This is a genomic window from Pseudomonas kitaguniensis (assembly GCF_009296165.1).
GTDB lineage: Bacteria > Pseudomonadota > Gammaproteobacteria > Pseudomonadales > Pseudomonadaceae > Aquipseudomonas > Aquipseudomonas kitaguniensis.
Map to the genome: position 1 here is coordinate 1 of NZ_VUAZ01000098.1, position 18820 is coordinate 18820.

Below are 18820 nucleotides of genomic sequence, written 5' to 3' on the forward strand. Positions count from 1 at the left end.
CCCAAGCAATTTGCTTGCTCTAACGAGCACCAGATTGCGGTGTGTGAAGACGATAGAACCGAAAGTTCGATCTCACAAAACACCGAAAGCTGTCACATACCCAATTTGCTGAAGCGAGGCCATGAGGCCACGACTCAGTACCCGAATTTCTTGACGACCATAGAGCATTGGAACCACCTGATCCCATCCCGAACTCAGTAGTGAAACGATGCATCGCCGATGGTAGTGTGGGGTTTCCCCATGTGAGAGTAGGTCATCGTCAAGATTAAATTCCAGAACCCCTGTTTGCTAACGCAAACAGGGGTTTTGTTTATGTAGAAGTCCATGAATTTCGCCGGCACGTTGCTAACGTAACGCTCTGGTAAACAGAATTTCTTGACGACCATAGAGCATTGGAACCACCTGATCCCATCCCGAACTCAGTAGTGAAACGATGCATCGCCGATGGTAGTGTGGGGTTTCCCCATGTGAGAGTAGGTCATCGTCAAGATTAAATTCCGAAACCCCTGTCTGCTAACGCAGACAGGGGTTTTGTCGTTTAGGGGACTCGATGACTAATACGCCCTACCGCTGGTCGGCTTCATACTCAAAATGAAGACATATCTCACAAATCTCTAAGATTTATCCTCGGCTTGCCGAAAGCCTTATGTGCCATGCGTGCACCGAAATAGCGCGATCATCGAGATCGTCTATGCCGTTACATGGAATGTTCCACTCGGCACGCTCATCCCCCTTTGGCAAAAGAAGTCGATGAAATGAATCTCAAGTTCAGCCATAAAATTCTGTTGGCCGCGTCAGGCGTCGTTGTACTGGCCTTCGCATTATTCACGCTTTACAACGACTACCTGCAGCGCAGTACCATCACGCAGAATCTGGATTCGTCTATCCAGCAATCGGGTGAGCTTACGGCAAGCAGTGTGCAGAACTGGCTCAGCGGGCGCATCCTGGTGCTTGAGAACCTGGCGCAGAACATTGCTCACCAGGGCAGTGCTGCGGATCTTCCAGGGCTGGTCGACCAGCCGGCACTCACCTCGAACTTCCAGTTCACCTATGTTGGTCAAACCAACGGTGTGTTCACTCAGCGCCCCGACGCGAAGATGCCCGACGACTACGACCCACGTCAGCGCCCTTGGTACAAGCAAGCCGTAGCTGCCGATAAAACCATGCTTACGCCGCCCTACATGGCAGCAGTGGGCGGGCAAATCGTAACCATCGCCCTGCCAGTCAAAAAGAATGGCGAATTGCTGGGTGTGGTCGGCGGTGACCTGAGCTTGCAAACCCTGGTGAAGATCATCAACTCGGTAGACTTCGGCGGCATCGGTCATGCTTTCCTGGTCAGCGCCGATGGCCAGGTCATCGTCAGTCCTGACGAAAACCAAGTGATGAAAAACCTCAAGGACATCTACCCAGGCACCAGCCTGCGTATCGAGAAGGTTAGCCAGAACGTTACCCTCAATGGCCAGGACCGGATTCTTTCGTTCACGCCTATCAGCGGTTTGCCGGGTGCAAATTGGTTCATCGGTCTGTCGATCGATAAAGATAAAGCCTACGCACCATTGGCCAAGTTCCGCACGTCGGCGTTGATCGCAATGTTGGTCGCGGTAGTCGCCATCGCTGTGCTGTTGAGCCTGTTGATTCAAGTACTGCTGCGCCCACTGACCACCATGGGCGTTGCCATGCGCGACATTGCCCAGGGCGAGGGCGATTTGACCCGCCGCCTGAACGTGACCAGCAAAGATGAATTTGGCGAGGTCGGCAGCGCCTTCAACCAGTTCGTCGAGCGCATCCACGCGTCGATTTCCGAAGTGTCTTCGGCAACGCGCCAGGTACATGACCTGTCCCAGCGCGTCATGGCGTCATCCAACGCCTCGATCGTCGGTTCGGACGAACAAAGCGCGCGCACCAATAGCGTGGCTGCGGCGATCAACGAGCTGGGTGCTGCCACTCAGGAAATCGCGCGTAACGCGGCCGATGCTTCGCAGCACGCTAGTGGTGCCAGTGAGCAAGCGGACGATGGACGCAAAGTGGTAGAGAAAACCATCCTGGCGATGTCGGAGCTGTCGCAAAAAATCAGCCTGTCCTGCACGCAGATCGAAACGCTGAACGCCAGCACCGATAACATCGGGCATATCCTTGATGTGATCAAAGGCATCTCCCAGCAAACCAACTTGTTGGCCCTCAATGCCGCGATCGAGGCTGCTCGCGCCGGGGAAGCCGGTCGTGGGTTTGCCGTGGTTGCCGATGAGGTGCGTAACCTGGCTCACCGTACGCAGGAGTCCGCGGAAGAGATTCATAAGATGATCACTTCACTGCAAGTCGGTTCGCGTGAAGCGGTAACCACCATGAACGCCAGCCAGGTCTCCAGCGAAGAAAGCGTTGAAGTGGCCAACCAGGCCGGTGAGCGCCTGGTCAGCGTAACGCAGCGAATCGTCGAGATTGATGGCATGAACCAATCGGTCGCTGCCGCCACCGAGGAGCAGACCGCGGTGGTTGAAACCCTCAACGTCGACATCAACCAGATCAACCTGCTTAACCAGCAGGGTGTGACCAACCTCAACGAAACCCTCAAGGACTGCGATGCGCTGTCCCAGCAGGCTAGCCGATTGAAGCAGTTGGTCGACAGCTTCAAAATCTGACCCTGTTTGTGCAGGCGCGAGGCTGCTCGCGCCTGTTGCCTAACCGAGCAACCGGCGCACATTCCCCAATGCGCTCTCGGCGAAGGCCTGCACAAACTGTTCAAACGCCGCTTGTGTCATATCAAGCGGCTCGCCAATGAGCGTCCAGGTCGCCCTGGCGCCTCCCGTGCCAAGCACTTCCACACGCATTGCCGCCCACAAGTGGGCGACCCCCAACGTGTTGTAAAGCGTGCTCCACGTCATGCACATTGCGTCATCGTCCCGGCTATTGAGTTGCTCTACCACGCGATGGCCATCGTGGAAAAACTTCGTGCGTAATGCGCCTACACCGTGGCCTGTCATTTCGATGTGCGACAGCGCCGGAATGAAGGCATCGAAGCCTGCAAAGTTGCCGACCACAGCCCACAGGCGCGCGGCCTCGCACGCGACGTCAACAGACGCCACCAACGGCGTGCCCACAGGGTTGCGGATTAATGTATCGGGTTGCAGCACGTTCATAAAAATGTCCTGAAGCGGTCAGATAAAGCCGATGGCCTTGAGGTGGTCGCAGCCCTTGCGCAATAACGCCGGGTCCTTTTGCGGGTACTGCTCGCCCATGGCTTGTACGCCCCGGCGCGCGTTGTCGTGACAAATCATCGAGATGTCGCTGATGTCTTCTGCAAGGTCATCCAGGTAGAAACCCAGCACGCCAAACAGCGCGTTATCGCGACCCACCGTGCGCAGCGACCGTTGCCAATCTGCAACGCTTACCCGTTCGAAGCGGTGGCCCGCCTGGCTGAATGCGTCAAGGTAGTGAGCCCAGCTCAAAGGCTGCGGGTTGTGCAGGTGGAACAGGTTTCGTCCGGCAGCAGATTGGCCGCAGTGAAACCCGACAAAACGCGCAAAAAAGTCCACCGGCATCAGGTCGAAGTTCACCTCCAGGTTGGGCGCCAGGCCCAGTTGCAATGAACCCTTGAGCATGAGCATCAGGCGGTTGTTTTGCGGCTGGCAGACGCCGCTGCGGCTATTAAAAGCGATGTTGCCGGGGCGATAGATGTTTACCCACGCACCTTGCTCAACTGCACGCCCCAATAGCCGCTCGGCGACCCATTTGGACAGGTTATAGCCATTCTTCAGATAGAGCGGCAACGTGGCCACCGCCGGTGTTTCGAGGATGTTGCCCTGCGCATCGATACTGCTGCAGGCCGACAGCGTCGAGATGAAATTGAAGACTTTTTTGCAATGGGTTTCACACAGGCGCAGGCACTCCAGCACCGGCTCTACGTTGTCCTTGGCGAGTGAGGCGTAGTCCATCACATGATTGACCCACGCGGCGTTGTGCACCAATACGCCATGGCTGCGGGCGAGCCGGTCATACACCTCGCTGGCCAGGCCCAACCGGGGCTGGCTCATATCGGCGGCATACACCTGCACTCGGCTCAGGTCGAGGTGTTCCAGGCGATACTCGCGCAGTGCCTGGGTAAACCGCGCCGCCGCCGAGTGCCCCGGCCGTTCACGCACCAGGCAAGTCACCTGCTGCGCGCCGCCCGCTAACAATGCTTCGACCAGGTGCACCCCGACAAAGCTGTTGGCGCCGGTGACGATCACCTTGCGCGGATCACCTGCACGGGCCTCGTGCAGCACGTCTATATTCAGTGCTTGTGACGCATCTTTTTGCACTTGGCGTGACGGAAGATTGCTGAGTGCACCGTCTTCCATCAGCACGGCGAGCGTACGAATCGTCGGCGCTTCAAAGAAACGACTCAAAGAGAGGCTGCGGCCAAACGCTTCGCGCAAGCGCAGCAGCAGGGTCGACAGCAGGATGGAATGCCCGCCCAGGCTGAAAAAGCTTTCATCAATGGAAATATCAGCGCTACTTAACCCCAGCAACTCGCCCCACAGCGCCACGAGCTGCGTTTGCAGTGGCGTTTGCGCAAGTCTGCGGCCGTGGCGGGGAGTCGCGCGCAGCGGTGTCGCCAGCAACGCTTGGCGGTCGATCTTGCCGTGGCGGGTACGCGGCATCGCTGGCAACTCAGTCCATACCTCAGGCTGCATGTACGACGGCAAACGCGCCAGTGCGTATCGCTTCAGTTCCGCCAGCGTGGCGCCAGTTTCGGGCTGTGCGACAACGCCGAGAACCCTGCGACCGGGTGCAATCACCACGGCCACTTGGCGAAATAAGCGACTACTGCGCAGGCATTGTTCGATCTCCTGGGGTTCTACCCGAAAGCCACGGATCTTCACCTGATCATCCCGTCGGCCGCCCAGCTCGATACCGTCTTGGGTCCATTTTGCCAGGTCACCGCTGCGGTAAGCCCTCAGCGGCTGGCCGTCGGGCAGTGTCAGCTCAACGAACGGACTGTCGGCCTGCGGCGGCTCGTTCATATACCCGAGGCTTACGCCGGGGCCGACGATGTAGAGATCGCCCATCACCTGTTCATCCACCGGTTGCAGGTTGTCGTCGAGGATCAGCACCTGGCTGTTGGCAATGGGGCGCCCCACGTTGCGATTGCCGTCACCGTGCTGGAATGCCCGGTGGGTCACCAACACCGTAGCCTCGGTAGGGCCGTAAAGATTGTGCAGTTGGCACTGGCCCGCCAATTGTTCGATCACATACGGCTCGCAGGCATCCCCGCCGGTTAGCAGATGTGCCAGGCCCAATGGCTGATCCAGCGGCAGAATGCTGAGCAGCGCCGGCGGCAAAAAAGCGTGGCTGATGCGCTGTTGGCGAATCAGTTCGACCAGTTGCTGAGGGTCGCGCCGCTGGTCTTCGCTGGGCACAATCAACTCGGCGCCAGCGATCAGGGCCGGGAAAATATCGATCAGCGATGAGTCGAAGCTCAGCGTAGAAAACTGCAGCACTCGACTCTGTTCATCCAGCGCCATACAGGTGCCGAGCCAAGCGGTGCAGTGCGCAAGATTGTATTGGCTGAGCAGCACACCTTTAGGTTGGCCAGTGGTGCCCGAGGTAAAAAGCACCATGCAGGGCGCGTCGACGCCGGGTCGCTGGCGCATCAGTGGTTGCGTGGTGTCCGCTTGGGCCGGGTCGACCGTGCCGACATTCAGGGTAACGAAATGGTCGCGCAAAGGGTGCCGGCCATCGTCCAGCAACACGGCAGCCCCGGTGCTTTGCAGCATCGCCCGCTGGCGTTGTGGCGGGTGGTCCGGTGCCAGTGGCAGGTACACCGCGCCGCAACCCAATATCGCGAGAATGCTGGCGTACAACCCGGCGGACTTTTCCAGGCATACACCCACCACTGCGGGTGTCTCAATGCCTTCCAGCAGGGGCGCCAGGCGTTGTTGAATCGACAGAGCTTGAACGTGCAATTGCCGATACGTCAGCACGCTTCCTGCGATGTTCAGCGCCGGTCGTTGCGCGAAGGCCTGCAAGCTGGCCTGTAACCGTTCGATCATGCGCACATGCGCAGCCTGTAACAGTGCCGGCTGCGCAGTGCGATTGAATCGATGCAAAAAGGCCAAGGCGTCCAGCCCCTGCAAACCTTGCTCGGGCCAGGCGTTAGCCGTGGTGTGTGCAGCGAAGAATGCCGGGTTCATCGAGAAGCCGCAGACCAGCAACGCAACCCATTCCACCAGCGCGTTGCTGGCGTGTTGGCGCAGTCGCTGGCCATTGCCGCTGGGTTCCTCGCTGATGTCGTGCACCGCCAGTACGCGTTGGTCGTGGCCATAGCAGCGCAACTGCAGCGCGGGAAGCCCGCATGCTGACACGGGGCCGATGCCCAGGCGCAGGCTAAGCTGTTGGGTGTTCGCAGCGTGCGGGAGCGGCGGCGGGCAGCCGTCGTCAAGCAATACGTCGAGGGCGTCGCTTGCGCTGATATGCCCGTATTGTTCGAGCCTTTGCCGAACGGCCGCCAGGGCGTGGCTGGTGCCGCTCCACCCGATCGTCAAGCGCCTCATGCCGGCCTCCGCGAGTCGGGCAGGTAGTCGTGCAGCGCCTGGGCGACACTCGGCGTTTGCAATACGCCGCTGTGGTGCAAAAACCCCATGATGTTAACCAGCAGTGGGTGCTGGCGCGTGATGGGAAAGTCCAGCGCCGCGACATCGTCCCTTAACGCACGGCGAACATTGGCGCTGACATCCAGGTGGTCGATCAGCTGCAGATCGAAGCGTTTTTGCAGCTCGTTGGTCAGGTAATGCGCCAGAAAAATCGGCAGGGTTTCAGCGATGCTGTCGCGGTCTGTAGGGCTTGCTGCATGCCAGTAGATACGCACCACGTGCGTCCAGAACTGTGCATGGCGACCCTCATCAAACAAGTGGTCGGCCATCAAACCACGGACCGATGACTTGACGCTGTCGTCCTTGGAAAACGCCGCGACGTCATGGGTCACGGTGTTTTCGGCGATGGCCACGCCTATCAGCTCCACCGCGTCGCGCAGGTGTGGCGGTGCCAGCGCCTGCGCTGCCGGCAGGGCGCGGCTCAGTTCGATTTGCCCGGGCAGTTCGAGCGGCGGTATGCCGGTCATTTCCACGGTCTGTTGCAAAAAGTCCAGCGCGACCAGCGCGTGGTAATCCTCGTCCACGACCACCGTCATTGCATCGTAGCGGCAGGCGAGGGGGAAGGGCTGCGAGAAACGGTTCTTGGCAATGCTGCGAGCGGTCTTGTCGACGATCTCGGTTTCGAAGATCACCACGTCATTCAGGAATTTGTAGAAACTTTGCACCAGCACAAAGTCGCGCCACTGCGGGCAATGTTCCACAAAAGTCGCACTCAGCACCAAGGGCTGGCGGCACAGCGGGTAGATCAATCTATCGTCGTTTTCGAGCAAACGCCTGGGGCGTGTGCGGATGGTTGCGCGGCGTTCCCAGTCTTCGGCAAAGGAGCGGTAGTCGGCGGCGTTCATGGTTGCGCCACTTGCAGCGAGGCGCGCACGTCGTCCCAGAAGCTGAGGCGGCTTTGCAAGGCGCTGAGGGCGGTGTCATCCGCCTGGCGTTGGCGGCAAGGGTCTGCGCCGATCAAGCGCTGCAGTAACTGCTCCGCCGCTGGCCCGTGACCCTGAGAGTCCAGTTCGATGTGACGGCTGAGGTAATGACGCAGGGTTGGCGCCTGGCTACCGATGAAGGCATTGCTGTGCAGAATGCGTTCAAACATCGACGGAATGACACTTTCGCGACCGTGCAGGAACGCCGCCGCCACGCAGTGGATGGGCGCGTTCAAGGCGATCTGCAGCGTGCTGTCGACAAAGCGGGCAACGCCAGGCGGCACGTCAATCATCTGCAAGGCCGCACGTGCCTGAACCCCTTGGCGTTGCAGTTCAATAAAGCGCCGCAAGCGGGTGGTGTCAGCACCGACCTCGGCCATCGCTTCCAGGTACAGCTCGAGGTGGCTGCAATGGCCGCGCGTGGGGTGTTGGTCTGACTCTTCACTGAGCACGATTTCATTGATGAGGCGCGCGGCGTGCGGGTCAGTGGGCGGCAGCCAGGGTAATTGTGTGCAGGTCAGGTCCTGCTGCAGGCGTTTGGTCAGTGTCATGAAGTCCCAAACAGCAAATACGTGGTGCTCCATAAAAAGTTGTAACTTATTAAGTGAAGTTATTTCTTTAAATAACGGATGACTGCACACCTGCAGTTTTTTTTGTTCAAGTACGTGTTGATACATGGTTGACGCCTATAAGTTGCTGCAACTGCTCTGAAAACAGTGGAAGGATTATGCAAGGTTGTTTTAATAAATTGCAGTTGGCCGCGTCATGTGCGCGGGGCTAATCGGGCAGGGCTTTACGCTGTCGAATAACGTGTTTTTATTAGATAAAGATAATAATCTGATTAAACGTTTGGATAAACTTGTGAAAGTATTAGATTTTCTTTCGGAAAACAGGTGGGCGTCAGCAAGTCACCGGGTTAACAGTGAGAATTTTCTTCGGCATGAGTACGAATATTTAAAACAATAGACTTTGTTCTTGGCGTACCGCGCCAGGGCCATTCCCAAAATGGAAAAAGCCTCGCGCTGTTTCACGGGCCGCAAGCTGCTGCGTAAACCTTACTGCGCGCTTTTGTTTTCGTCGGTTTCAAGACCTTTTAGGTAAAGGGTGATCACCTCCATCCCGCGCATCAAGTGATTGCGCAGCGTCAGGATACTTTCGTCGACTTTCTTCTGCGCTACCAGGCTCAGCAGTTCACGGTGATCTTCCTGCGACGTCTCGCCCAGGCCCATCGCCTCAAGGTTGAAGCGTAGAAAACGTTCCTCCTCATTCAAACCGTGTTCAACCAATTTGAGCAGGCGCTGGTTAGGCGCCTTGCCATACAACACCATGTGGAACAGGCGGTTGAGACGACCAATCTCGGCGTAGTCTTTCTCGCGTTCCAATGCATTGATGCAGGCGTCGGCCTCGACAATGTCGGCGTCGGTGAGTAATGGAATCGACAGGCGCAACGCCTCGGATTCCAGCAGCATGCGCAGGGCATAGGTCTCTGCCGAGTTGTCTTCGATCAGCGGTGCGACCACGGCGCCCTTGTGGGTCACTACGTGCAGCAGCGATTGGGCCTCCAACTGGCGCAGGGCTTCACGCACAGGCATGCGGCTGACGCCGAACAGGCTGGCCAGTTCTTGCTGGCGCATAGCGGTTCCACAGGGCAATCGCCCATCCAGAATGGCATCGCGCAAGGTTTCTTCAATTACGGCGCGAGCCAGATGGGCGGGAATAGGCCCGCTGATTTTGATGCTGCTTAAAGGGTTCGGCTTCTGCGTCACGGTTACGCTATCCTCCTGGCTTAGTGGAGTCTGTTTATTGGATCCAATGCACCCTAGAGAGGGTTCACACGCTTGTCAAACAACCAAAGTGTCCGTTTGTAAGGGCTTACACGCTGTACTTTGTGCATCCCACAAGGGGCGGTTATAAACTCGACCTATTAATGAATGATTGCACCGTGCCATTGTTTTTTTCGGGTTGAAGCTTCACCATCCTTTGAAATTCCGTCTCTTTCCACGGACTGAACACTTTGGCGGTAAGTTTTATTCCCCCTCGAATCGTTAGCTGGCTGTTCTCAGCGATTTTTTTGGCTGGCTTGATGCTCGGCGGGCTGCATGCCGATTGGGATTTCTCTCAAATCAGCCGCAAGGCCACCGCGTTGTACGGGCCGTTGGGGGAGGGCCAACAGCGTATCGATGCCTGGCAGCGGTTGCTGGCGACCCAGAAACAGGTCGACGAGCAGGAGCAGCTCAAGGTGGTCAACCTGTTCTTCAATAAACACATGACGTACGTGGAAGACATCGACCTCTGGCACGTGGTCGACTATTGGGAAACGCCCATCGAAGCCTTGTGGAAAGGTGCCGGCGATTGCGAAGACTACGCCATCGCCAAGTATTTCAGCCTGCGGCACCTGGGCGTTTCCAGCGACAAATTGCGCATTACTTACGTTAAGGCCTTGCGTCAAAATCGCGCTCATATGGTGCTGACCTATTATGCAACCCCCGACGCCATCCCGCTGGTGCTCGACAGCCTGATGGACGAGATCCTGCCGGCCACCCGTCGTGCCGACCTGGTGCCGGTGTACTCATTCAACGCCGAGGGTTTGTACCTGCCAGGCGCCAAGGGCAATCAGAAAGTCGGTGATACCAAACGCTTGTCGCGCTGGCAGGATGTACTCAGAAAAATGCGTGCGGAAGGCTTTCCAGCCGAGCCTGCCAACTAGGAGTAACTGATCGGATGTCTCTGTTCAAACAACTATTGATCGCTATCTGCCTGTTCCTGGTGGTCGCCTTCAGCGGCAGCTTCATGGTCAGCCTGGAAAGCTCTCGCACCCAATACGTCAACCAGCTGCGCTCGCATGCACAGGACGGCGCGACGGCGCTGGCGCTGTCGCTGACGCCCAATATCGACGACCCGGCCATGGTGGAGTTGCTGGTCAGCTCGATCTTCGACAGTGGGTATTACGCTAGCATCCGCGTGGTCGACCTGGCTACTGACAAAACCATTGTCGAGCGCAGCGGTATCCCTGACAACAACGGCGTGCCCAACTGGTTCGTGAAATTAATCGGTCTGGAGCCTGCCGGTGGTGACGCGCTGGTCAACCGCGGTTGGGAGCAGGCGGCCAGAGTTGAGGTGGTCAGCCATCCGATGTTCGCCTTGGCAAAAATCTGGCAAAGCGCCTTGGGCAGCCTCGGCTGGTTGCTGCTGTGCGGTGCGGTGAGTGCAGTGCTTGGCGCGTTGTTGCTGCGTCGGCAGTTGAAGCCGTTGGACTATATGGTCAAGCAGTCCCACGCCATCGCACGCCGCGAGTTCCTCACCGTGCCCGACCTGCCGCGCACGCCGGAACTGCGGCGCGTGGTGCAGGCCATGAACCAGATGGTCGAAAAGCTCAAGGCGCTGTTTCAGGAGCAGGCGGAGCGCAGCGAAAAACTGCGCACTGAATCCTATCAGGACAACCTCACCGGCCTCGCCAACCGCCGTTATTTCGAGATGCAGCTGAACGCGCGCGTCAGTAACCTGGAAGAGACCAACTCCGGCTACTTGCTGGTGTTGCGGGTCAAGGACCTGGCCGGCCTCAACCAGCGGCTCGGCGGCCAGCGCACCGACCAATTGCTGCAAGCGGTCGGCAACCAACTGCTGCGCCAGTGCGAGCCTTACCCCGAAACCCACAACCTCGTCACCCGTATCCGCGGCGGTGAGTTCGCAGTACTGGCGCCGGGGCTGATGCGTGAAGAAGCCCTGCAATTGGCGCAAAACCTCGACAGTACCTTGCTCAGCCTGCAAGCCACCGGCGCCAGTGATGTTACGCCGGTCGCTTACATCGGCCTGGCGCCGTTTAGCCATGGCGACTCACCTCAAGCGCTGTTGACCTTGGCTGACCAAGCCCTGGCCCAGGCTGAGGCGCAGGGCGACACCAGTTGGGTGTGCCTCGACCGCAGCGCCGCCACCAGCGTCGGCGACGATCACCATGCCTGGCACACGCTGCTGGACCAGGCGCTGACCCAACAGCGTTTCCAGTTGCACTTTCAGCCGGTGGTTGCCAGCCAGGATCCGCAGTTGGTCTTGCACTATAAGGTGCTGTCGCGCCTGCAGGATCAGGACGGCCACACCCTGCCTGCCGGGCGTTTCCTGCCGTGGCTTGAACGTTTCGGCTGGATGGCACGCCTGGACCGCATGATGCTTGAGCAGGTGCTCAAGCAGATGGCGGGCCACAACCATAGCCTGGCGTTGAACCTGTCGGCCGCAACCCTGCAGGACGAGCACGCGCTGAACCGGATTTTTGAACTGTTACGCCAGCACAGCAACCTCGGCGCGCGCCTGACCCTGGAAATCGGCGAGGAGCAATTGCCGGAGCAGGCCTTGTTGGAGCAATTGACTCAACGCCTGCGCGAGCTGGGCTTTTCCCTCAGCCTGCAGCGTTTTGGCGGGCGATTCAGCATGATCGGCAACCTGGCACGCCTGGGCCTCGCGTACCTGAAGATCGACGGCAGTTACATCCGCGCCATCGATCAGGAAAGCGACAAACGCCTGTTCATCGAGGCAATCCAGCGCGCGGCCCACAGCATCGACTTGCCACTGATCGCCGAGCGAGTGGAGACCGAAGGTGAGCTGAAAGTGATTCGCGAGATGGGCATTTTTGGCGTGCAGGGCCAGCTATTTGGTGAACCTGCGCCGTGGCAGTAACTGCGCTCCGTCAGTAAAGGCAAAACCCCCTGTGGCGAGCAAGCCCGCTCGCCACACAAGCCCGCTTGCCACAAGAGCCAGCAGGCTGGCCAGCGCTTACATGAAGTCAGATCAACCCGGTCTCTTCATCGTTGATCAAGTGGCTCAACCCGCCCAACGCTTCCCGCGCGTGGTTACGGTCCATCAACTTGGCCTGGGCTGCAGGCGGCAAGTCAGTCACGCTGATCACCCCTTTGCGGGTCAGTACCTGGATCAAGTCGTCGAGTACCCGGATCATCTCCAGGTCACTCTGCTTAAGCTGTGCCAGGCTGGTTTCCACCACTTCGTTGGCGTACCAGGCCTGTATCTCATGGTGATCGGCCGGCAGGGTTTCGGTTGACTCGGTGAAGGCGGCTGCCTCTACGCGACTCAGCGCGCCCAGTGCATCACGTTGCACGTAAAACATAAGAACCCCTCGAAAATGAACCACACGCGTTCACCAGCATAGGTCAAAGGTGCGTTTATGCGCGCGAGTATGCGATGCAACCCTGCGTCAGGGCCAGCAACCTGTTGCCCAACTAAATCGGCCGCCCTTGGGGGCGGCCGGTTAATCGCGTCTTAGGCGGTGTGGTCGATCTTGATGGTCGGGTCAGCGCCACTGATCAGCGAGTTGATGCTGGTGTGGGACCAATCGTTGCCTTCCAGCTTGATCGTCACATCGGCATTGGCCAGGCCGCCGGCGCGTTCAGCTTGCCTTCACTGCTCACTTGCAGCGTCGACACACCCTCTACCGTGGTGATCTTGAGGTAATTGTCGATGGTGCTGTCGGTTTCACCCTTCAACAGATCCTTGAGGTCGATGCGGTCACCTTCCGACGCTTTGAAGTCCTTGATCACGTCATTGCCAACGTCACCGGCTTTCCAAATGAAGGTGTCGGCACCCGAACCGCCGATCAGGATGTCGTTGCCCGCGCCGCCGATCAACGTGTCGTTACCGGTGCCGCCCAGCAGGATGTCATTGCCCTTGCCGCCGTCCAGGTAATCGTTGCCGCCCTGGCCAAACAGAATGTCATCGCCGCCGCCGCCGAGCAGCGTGTCGTTGCCGTCTTTGGCGCCCGACACGTCGAAGTCCGCGTAGTGCTCGGTGACGTACTGGTGCACGTTCGAGGTGGTCACGGCCGAGACTGCCACACCGGTTTTCTGTGCGACAAAGGCCTGCAGTGCGTTGTAACCCTCACCGGTGACGCCGCTGAAGCTCACCAGGTCGCCGAAGATGATGTCGTTGCCGTCGCCACCGTTTACGCTGTCGGCACCTGGCAGCGTCGCCTCGGTGTGACCGAGGATGGCGTTGGCCAAATCCTTGGGATCGATGTTGGTTTGCGGCTTGCCATCGCTGTCGTACGGCTTCAGGTCGCTGAGGCTGACGTCACCATTGATGCCGATCGCTTCCACTTGCGACAACCCGCCCAGTAACGCAAAAGCGCTCTTGGCGTTGCTCAGTGTGGCCGAGTCGGTGCTGTTGCCCGTGCCCGCCAGGTTGGACAGCTCAAAGGTGCCGTCACCTTGGGCATGCACGGTGCCCAGGCTCTTGTAGACCCACTGATAGCCATTCCAGGTCTGCAGCGCGGCCGCACCCGAGGTGTCGATGCTGAAGTAATGGGTGTTATCCAAGTACTTGCCGACCGCGTTGCCCGGTGTGTAGTTGGCGGTGGTCACCACATCGTCGAACTTGACGTTGCTGTACAGCGTCGGGTTGGTTTGCTCGCCGCTCTGATAGAACGTCGGCTGGCCGTCGGTGATGAAGTAGGTCAGGTTGGTGGCGCCGGTGTTGCTGGTGGCCAGGCTGCTTTCGAAGAAGTTGGCCGTGGTCTTGAACACGTCTTCATAGTTGGTACCGCCGCCCGACACCATCGAGTCCAGTACCGCCTTGAGCAAGCTCAAGGCGTTGCTGTCGTTGAGGTTGATCGAGATCGACTTGTTCACCTGGGTATCGAAGTCCGCCAGGAAGATGTTAACCGTCCCCGATGTGTTGGCGCCCAGGCTGTCTTTCAGCGAGTTGAACACAGACGTCAGCGACGCCTTGGCGGCGTTAACCGAGTCGGCGCTCATGCTGCCGGAACTGTCCACCATGAACGCGATGTTGTAGTTCTTGCCCTGCACCACGTTCAGGCCGCCAATGTCGGCCACGATGATGTCATTGCCATCGGTGCCGGTGATTGTGTCGCTGCCCGAGGTGCCTGTTGTGCCGCTGTAGGTTGCCGGGTACACCGTCACCGGCAACTGCGCGGTGGTGCTGGCCGAACCGCCGAGGCTTTCGGTGGACGTCGAGGTGACGGTCAGGTTGAACTGGCCGCTGTAATAGGTCGGTGGCTTGATGGTCAGCGTGCTCAGGTCCCAGCCGGTGACGTTGGCTTCGCCCACCGCTTTAGTCGCGGTGAAAGTGTGCCCGGATGCATCGGTGAGCACCGAGCCTGCCGGCACGCCGCTGATTTTCACGCTGAGGGTTTCCGAGCCGTCGGTGTCGGTCAGCGCGGTGCTGACCTTGGACAGCTTCACGCTGCCGTTTTCCAGGCCTTCGTTGAGCTTGTAAGCGGTGTAGTAACCGTCGCCATTGCTGCCATGCAGGTCGGACACGGTCACACCGGCGTTGACCAGGTCCGTGATGCCGGTGTACAGCGCCACGCCGCTGGTGCTCAGGTCTTGAGCCGCGCCGCCATTGATCGACACGTTGACGTCATAGCTGCCAGGCCCGGACTGGTTGGCGTGGTAGATCTCGAGGCTGTAATAGCCGCTCACGGTCGGGGTGATCGAGCCGCTGAACTTGCCGCTGTTGGTGCCCCATTGTGCGCTGGCCACGTCTTTGCCGCCGACGTTGATCAGCAAGCTGTCATCACCGGTGCCGCTGAAGGTGTAGGTCTTGCCGGCTTCCATGTACATCAGGCCGGAGATCTTCGAGCCTGCGCCGGCGTTGACGTTAGCGGTGGACTCGACATTGGTCACGATGGCGCTGCTGTTCGGCGTGCCGGCGTTATCAATGGCTTTTTTCAGGTCAGCCGCTGCGGCGCCGTTACCGTTGGTGCCGATGCCGGCCACGCTGTTCCAGCTTTGCTTGAGCAAGCCGATTGAATTGACGTTGTTGTCGGCCACCGTCAGGGTCGGTGCGTCGGCGATCGGCGTGATGTCGACTTTCACCGTCGCGCTGCTGCCCAGGTCTTTGCCATCAGTAGGCTGGAACTTGAACTGCGCGTAATCCGCCTGCTTGTTGCCAATGCCGGTGCCGCCATAACCATCGGCGCCGGACTCGTTGGCGCTTGGCAGGAAGCGCAATTGGCCGCCGTCAATCTGGGCCTTGGTAAAGGTTTGGCCTGCGGTCACGTTGGTCCAGGTCGTACCATCCGCCGCCAGGTATTGCAGCTTGCCGGCCACTGGCAGGTCGGTGATTTTCACGCCGAGGCTGGTTTGTGGCGAGTCCACATCGGTCACGCCGAAGTTGGCCCACGTCAGCGCCAGCGGCGTGTCTTCGTTGCCGGTCACGGCGCTGCCGGTGGCGACCGGCGCGTCGTTGATGGCCACCACGTTAATGGTGGTGGTGGCGACGTTGGAGTAGTTGCCGCCATCGGTCACGGTCACGGTGATGGTGCGTGGCGTGGTGCTCGGGTCGTGGCTGCTGTTGGTGAACGTGATGTTCTGGATGCGCTGCATGTAATCAGCCAGCGTCGCGCTGCCCGACAACGTCAGCGTAATGGTGCCCGCCTGGTTGTTGGAGTTGATGACAATGCCGTTCACGCTGTTGCCCAGGTTCAGGGCGTCACCGGCTTGCGCGTTGATCAGCGTGACCGTTGCACCGGTCAGCATCGTGCTGTCCGGGTCGGTGATCTTGATATCGGTGTCGGCAATCGACACGCCAGGGCCTGCGGTGCCTTCGGTGAAGGTCGCCTTGTAGTCGGCACCGGTGGCGCCGCTGGAGTTGTTGGCGTCCAGGTCGATGACCGGTGGCGCATCGTTGTCGATGATGTTGGTGCTGACGCTGCCGTTGCCGATCACCAGGTTCTCGAAGTTGCCACCGGTGGTCTTGTCGATGCTGATGACGATATTTTCCGTAGGCTCGGTGAGCTTGTCGTCAATCGTGCGAATGTCAAACGCCACGCTGCTGGCGCCGGCCGGGATTTTCACGGTGTACACACCGGTAAAGTCCGAACCGTCGGTGGCGGTGCCGCTGTACTTCAGCGTCACGCTCACATCGGTTTGCGCAGGGTTGCTCAGGTTCAGGGTGTAGTGCGCCGTGCCGCCTTCAGTCACCGACGCGTCGCCGGTGATGCTGATGGTGGTGTTGTTGACCACATCCGTCACCTTGGTGACCGCGGCGCTGCCGTCCACGATCAGGTGCTCATACTTGTCGCCGCCGCTGACCACGCCGGTGATCTTGGCGCTCACATCGTTGGCGCCGACATACACGTCGTTAGGCGCGGTGACGGTGGCGGTGCTGCTGGACTTGCCGTTGGCGATAGTGATGGTCGAGCCGTTATCCAGCTTCACCACCAAGTCGGAGCCGACGTTGGTCACCGCCAAGCCGTTCTTGTCGACCAGCGATGCGGTGTAGACGATCTGGCCGCCTTCACTCACCGAACCGGTCGCCTTGAGCGCTACGGTCACGTCGTCGATAGTGTCGTTGATGGTGGTAGTCGCACCGCCCGGAGCAATGCTCACGCCTTCGAAATTACCGCCGCTGGTGCCGGTGATCTTGACCGTCTGGGTGCTCTTGTCGATGAACACATCATCGCCCGGCGCCGCCACAGTTACCGAACCCACGGTCGCACCTTGCTTGATGGTGATGCTGGAACCGTTATCCAGTTGGATCACCATGTCAGTGCCCGCCTTGTTGCTCAAGGTCGCGGTGTAAGTGATCTGGCCACCTTCGTTGACTGCGCTTGGCGCGGTCAGGGTAACGGTGGTGGTGTCGGTAGTGCCCGGTGTATCGGTCACGGTGGTGCTAACCGGCGTGGTGCCAGGCACCAGGTTCTCGAAATGTGCGCCGCCGGTCACGTTAGTGATCGCAGTGGTGACAGTTTGATCGCCTTTGTACACATCGTTCGGCGCCACGGCGGTGACGCTGCCGCTGGACTGGTTGACGCCGATGGTGATGGTTTTGCCGTTATCCAGGCTGACGGTCAGCGGGTTGGTGATGTTAGTCACCAGCGCGCCGTTTTTATCCACAAGGCTGGCGGTGTAAACGATATTGCCGCCTTCGCCGACCGTGGTGGTGGCGGTCAGAACCACATCAACCTTGTCGATGGTGTCGTTGATCGTAGTGGTGGCGCCATTGCCTGCAACGTCGAGTTTCTCGAAATTGCCGCCAGTAGCGTCGGTGATCTTGACGGTTTGCGTGCTCTTATCGATGAACACGTCATCGCTTGGCGCCGGGACCGTCACGCTGCCAACGGTATTGCCTGCCTTGATGGTAATGGACGCGCCGTTATCCAGCTTCAGCGTGACATCGCTGCCCGCCTTGTTGCTCAAGGTCGCGGTGTAAGTGATCTGGCCGCCTTCGTTGACTGCGCTTGGCGCGGTCAGCGTGACGGTGGTGGTGTCGGTAGTGCCCGGTGTATCGGTCACGGTGGTGCTAACCGGCGTGGTGCCAGGCACCAGGTTTTCGAAATGTGCGCCGCCGGTCACGTTAGTGATCGCAGTGGTGACAGTTTGATCGCCTTTGTACACATCGTTCGGCGCCACGGCGGTGACACTGCCGCTGGACTGGTTGACGCCGATGGTGATGGTTTTGCCGTTATCCAAGGTCACCGTCAACGGGTTGGTGATGTTGCTCACCAGCGCGCCGTTTTTATCCACAAGGCTGGCGGTGTAAACGATATTGCCGCCTTCGCCGACCGTGGTGGTGGCGGTCAGAACCACATCAACCTTGTCGATGGTGTCGTTGATCGTAGTGGTGGCGCCATTGCCTGCAACTTCCAGTTTTTCGAAGTTACCGCCAGTAGCGTCGGTGATCTTGACGGTTTGCGTGCTCTTGTCGATGAACACGTCATCGCTTGGCGCCGGGACCGTCACGCTGCCAACGGTATTGCCTGCCTTGATGATAATGGACGAGCCGTTATCCAGCTTCAGCGTGACATCGCTGCCCGCCTTGTTGCTCAAGGTCGCGGTGTAAGTGATCTGGCCACCTTCGTTGACTGCGCTTGGCGCGGTCAGCGTAACGGTGGTGGTGTCGATCGAATCAACGATGGTGGTGACAGCAGGCGCAGTGTTCGGCACCAAGTTTTCGAAGTTGCCGCCGGTGGCGCTCGTAATCGTGGTGCTAACGGTGGAACCGTTGTTGTAGACGTCGTTAGCCGGGGTATCGACGTGGACAGTACCAACTGACTCACCGGCCTTGATGGTAATTACCGAGCCATTGCTCAAGGTGACGGTTACCGGCGTCTGTGCTGGATTGGTCAAAGTCGCGGTGTAGGTAATCTGACCGCCTTCGGTGACCGAGTTGTTTGCGGTCAGCGTGACGGTAGTAGTGTCGATCGAGTCGGCAATGGTGGTTACAGCGGGTGCAGTGTTCGGCACGAGGTTTTCGAAGTTGCCGCCGGTGGCGCTCGTAATAGTGGTGCTAACGGTGGAACCG

9 protein-coding genes, 2 rRNA genes and 1 pseudogene are annotated in these 18820 nt (G+C 59.1%); 5 read left to right on the forward strand and 7 right to left on the reverse strand.

What is annotated here, in order from left to right:
• Positions 1-149 precede the first annotated feature (149 nt).
• The 3 genes from rrf (F0169_RS16855) to F0169_RS16865 all read left to right on the forward strand — a co-directional run bounded on the left by rrf (F0169_RS16855) (position 150) and on the right by F0169_RS16865 (position 2636).
• Positions 150-265, forward strand: a 5S ribosomal RNA gene (gene rrf, locus F0169_RS16855).
• Positions 266-374: 109 nt separating this feature from the next.
• Positions 375-490: ribosomal RNA gene (rrf, locus tag F0169_RS16860) — 5S ribosomal RNA — on the forward strand.
• A gap of 265 nt (positions 491-755) precedes the next feature.
• Positions 756-2636: a methyl-accepting chemotaxis protein gene (locus F0169_RS16865; RefSeq protein ID WP_099239345.1), complete on the forward strand. Its 1881-nt coding sequence runs from the start codon at positions 756-758 to the stop codon at positions 2634-2636.
• A gap of 39 nt (positions 2637-2675) precedes the next feature.
• On the opposite strand, the gene F0169_RS16870 is transcribed toward F0169_RS16865, so the two are convergent.
• The 5 genes from F0169_RS16870 to F0169_RS16890 form a co-directional block, all read right to left on the reverse strand.
• The gene (locus tag F0169_RS16870) at positions 2676-3134 is read right to left on the reverse strand and encodes an SRPBCC family protein (RefSeq protein WP_152747134.1); all 459 of its coding nucleotides are present in this window, start codon (positions 3132-3134) and stop codon (positions 2676-2678) included.
• Positions 3135-3152: 18 nt separating this feature from the next.
• Positions 3153-6530, reverse strand: a complete 3378-nt coding sequence (locus F0169_RS16875; protein WP_152747135.1) for an amino acid adenylation domain-containing protein — start codon at positions 6528-6530, stop codon at positions 3153-3155.
• Complete coding sequence (locus F0169_RS16880; protein ID WP_152747136.1) at positions 6527-7474, reverse strand: diiron oxygenase; 948 nt, start codon at positions 7472-7474, stop codon at positions 6527-6529. The genes F0169_RS16875 and F0169_RS16880 overlap by 4 nt, the downstream gene beginning before the upstream one ends.
• Positions 7471-8229 (reverse strand): DUF3050 domain-containing protein, encoded by a 759-nt coding sequence (locus tag F0169_RS16885; protein WP_122250161.1) that lies wholly within the window; start codon positions 8227-8229, stop codon positions 7471-7473. Before F0169_RS16885 ends, F0169_RS16880 begins: the two co-directional genes overlap by 4 nt.
• Before the next feature lie 378 nt (positions 8230-8607).
• Complete coding sequence (locus tag F0169_RS16890; protein ID WP_099239355.1) at positions 8608-9318, reverse strand: GntR family transcriptional regulator; 711 nt, start codon at positions 9316-9318, stop codon at positions 8608-8610.
• A 248-nt stretch (positions 9319-9566) separates the two neighbouring features.
• Between F0169_RS16890 and lapG the strand changes: the two genes are divergently transcribed.
• Together lapG and lapD are read left to right on the forward strand one after the other, a co-directional pair.
• Complete coding sequence (gene lapG / locus F0169_RS16895; RefSeq protein WP_058415383.1) at positions 9567-10259, forward strand: cysteine protease LapG; 693 nt, start codon at positions 9567-9569, stop codon at positions 10257-10259.
• Between the two features lie 14 nt (positions 10260-10273).
• Positions 10274-12220: a cyclic di-GMP receptor LapD gene (lapD, locus tag F0169_RS16900; protein WP_152747137.1), complete on the forward strand. Its 1947-nt coding sequence runs from the start codon at positions 10274-10276 to the stop codon at positions 12218-12220.
• 106 nt (positions 12221-12326) lie between these two features.
• On the opposite strand, the gene F0169_RS16905 is transcribed toward lapD, so the two are convergent.
• Positions 12327-12665, reverse strand: a complete 339-nt coding sequence (locus F0169_RS16905; protein ID WP_058415385.1) for a hypothetical protein — start codon at positions 12663-12665, stop codon at positions 12327-12329.
• Positions 12666-12817: 152 nt separating this feature from the next.
• Positions 12818-18820 (reverse strand): annotated as a pseudogene (locus F0169_RS16910) (LapA family giant adhesin); the annotation flags it as partial.

Bases quoted from the DNA above. Each gene is read 5' to 3' on its own strand.
- F0169_RS16880 (WP_152747136.1), bottom strand. From the start codon at position 7,474: ATGAACGCCGCCGACTACCGCTCCTTTGCCGAAGACTGGGAACGCCGC.
- F0169_RS16885 (WP_122250161.1), bottom strand. From the start codon at position 8,229: ATGTATCAACACGTACTTGAACAAAAAAAACTGCAGGTGTGCAGTCAT.
- F0169_RS16870 (WP_152747134.1), bottom strand. From the start codon at position 3,134: ATGAACGTGCTGCAACCCGATACATTAATCCGCAACCCTGTGGGCACG.
- lapD (WP_152747137.1), top strand. From the start codon at position 10,274: ATGTCTCTGTTCAAACAACTATTGATCGCTATCTGCCTGTTCCTGGTG.
- F0169_RS16875 (WP_152747135.1), bottom strand. From the start codon at position 6,530: ATGAGGCGCTTGACGATCGGGTGGAGCGGCACCAGCCACGCCCTGGCG.
- F0169_RS16905 (WP_058415385.1), bottom strand. From the start codon at position 12,665: ATGTTTTACGTGCAACGTGATGCACTGGGCGCGCTGAGTCGCGTAGAG.
- F0169_RS16865 (WP_099239345.1), top strand. From the start codon at position 756: ATGAATCTCAAGTTCAGCCATAAAATTCTGTTGGCCGCGTCAGGCGTC.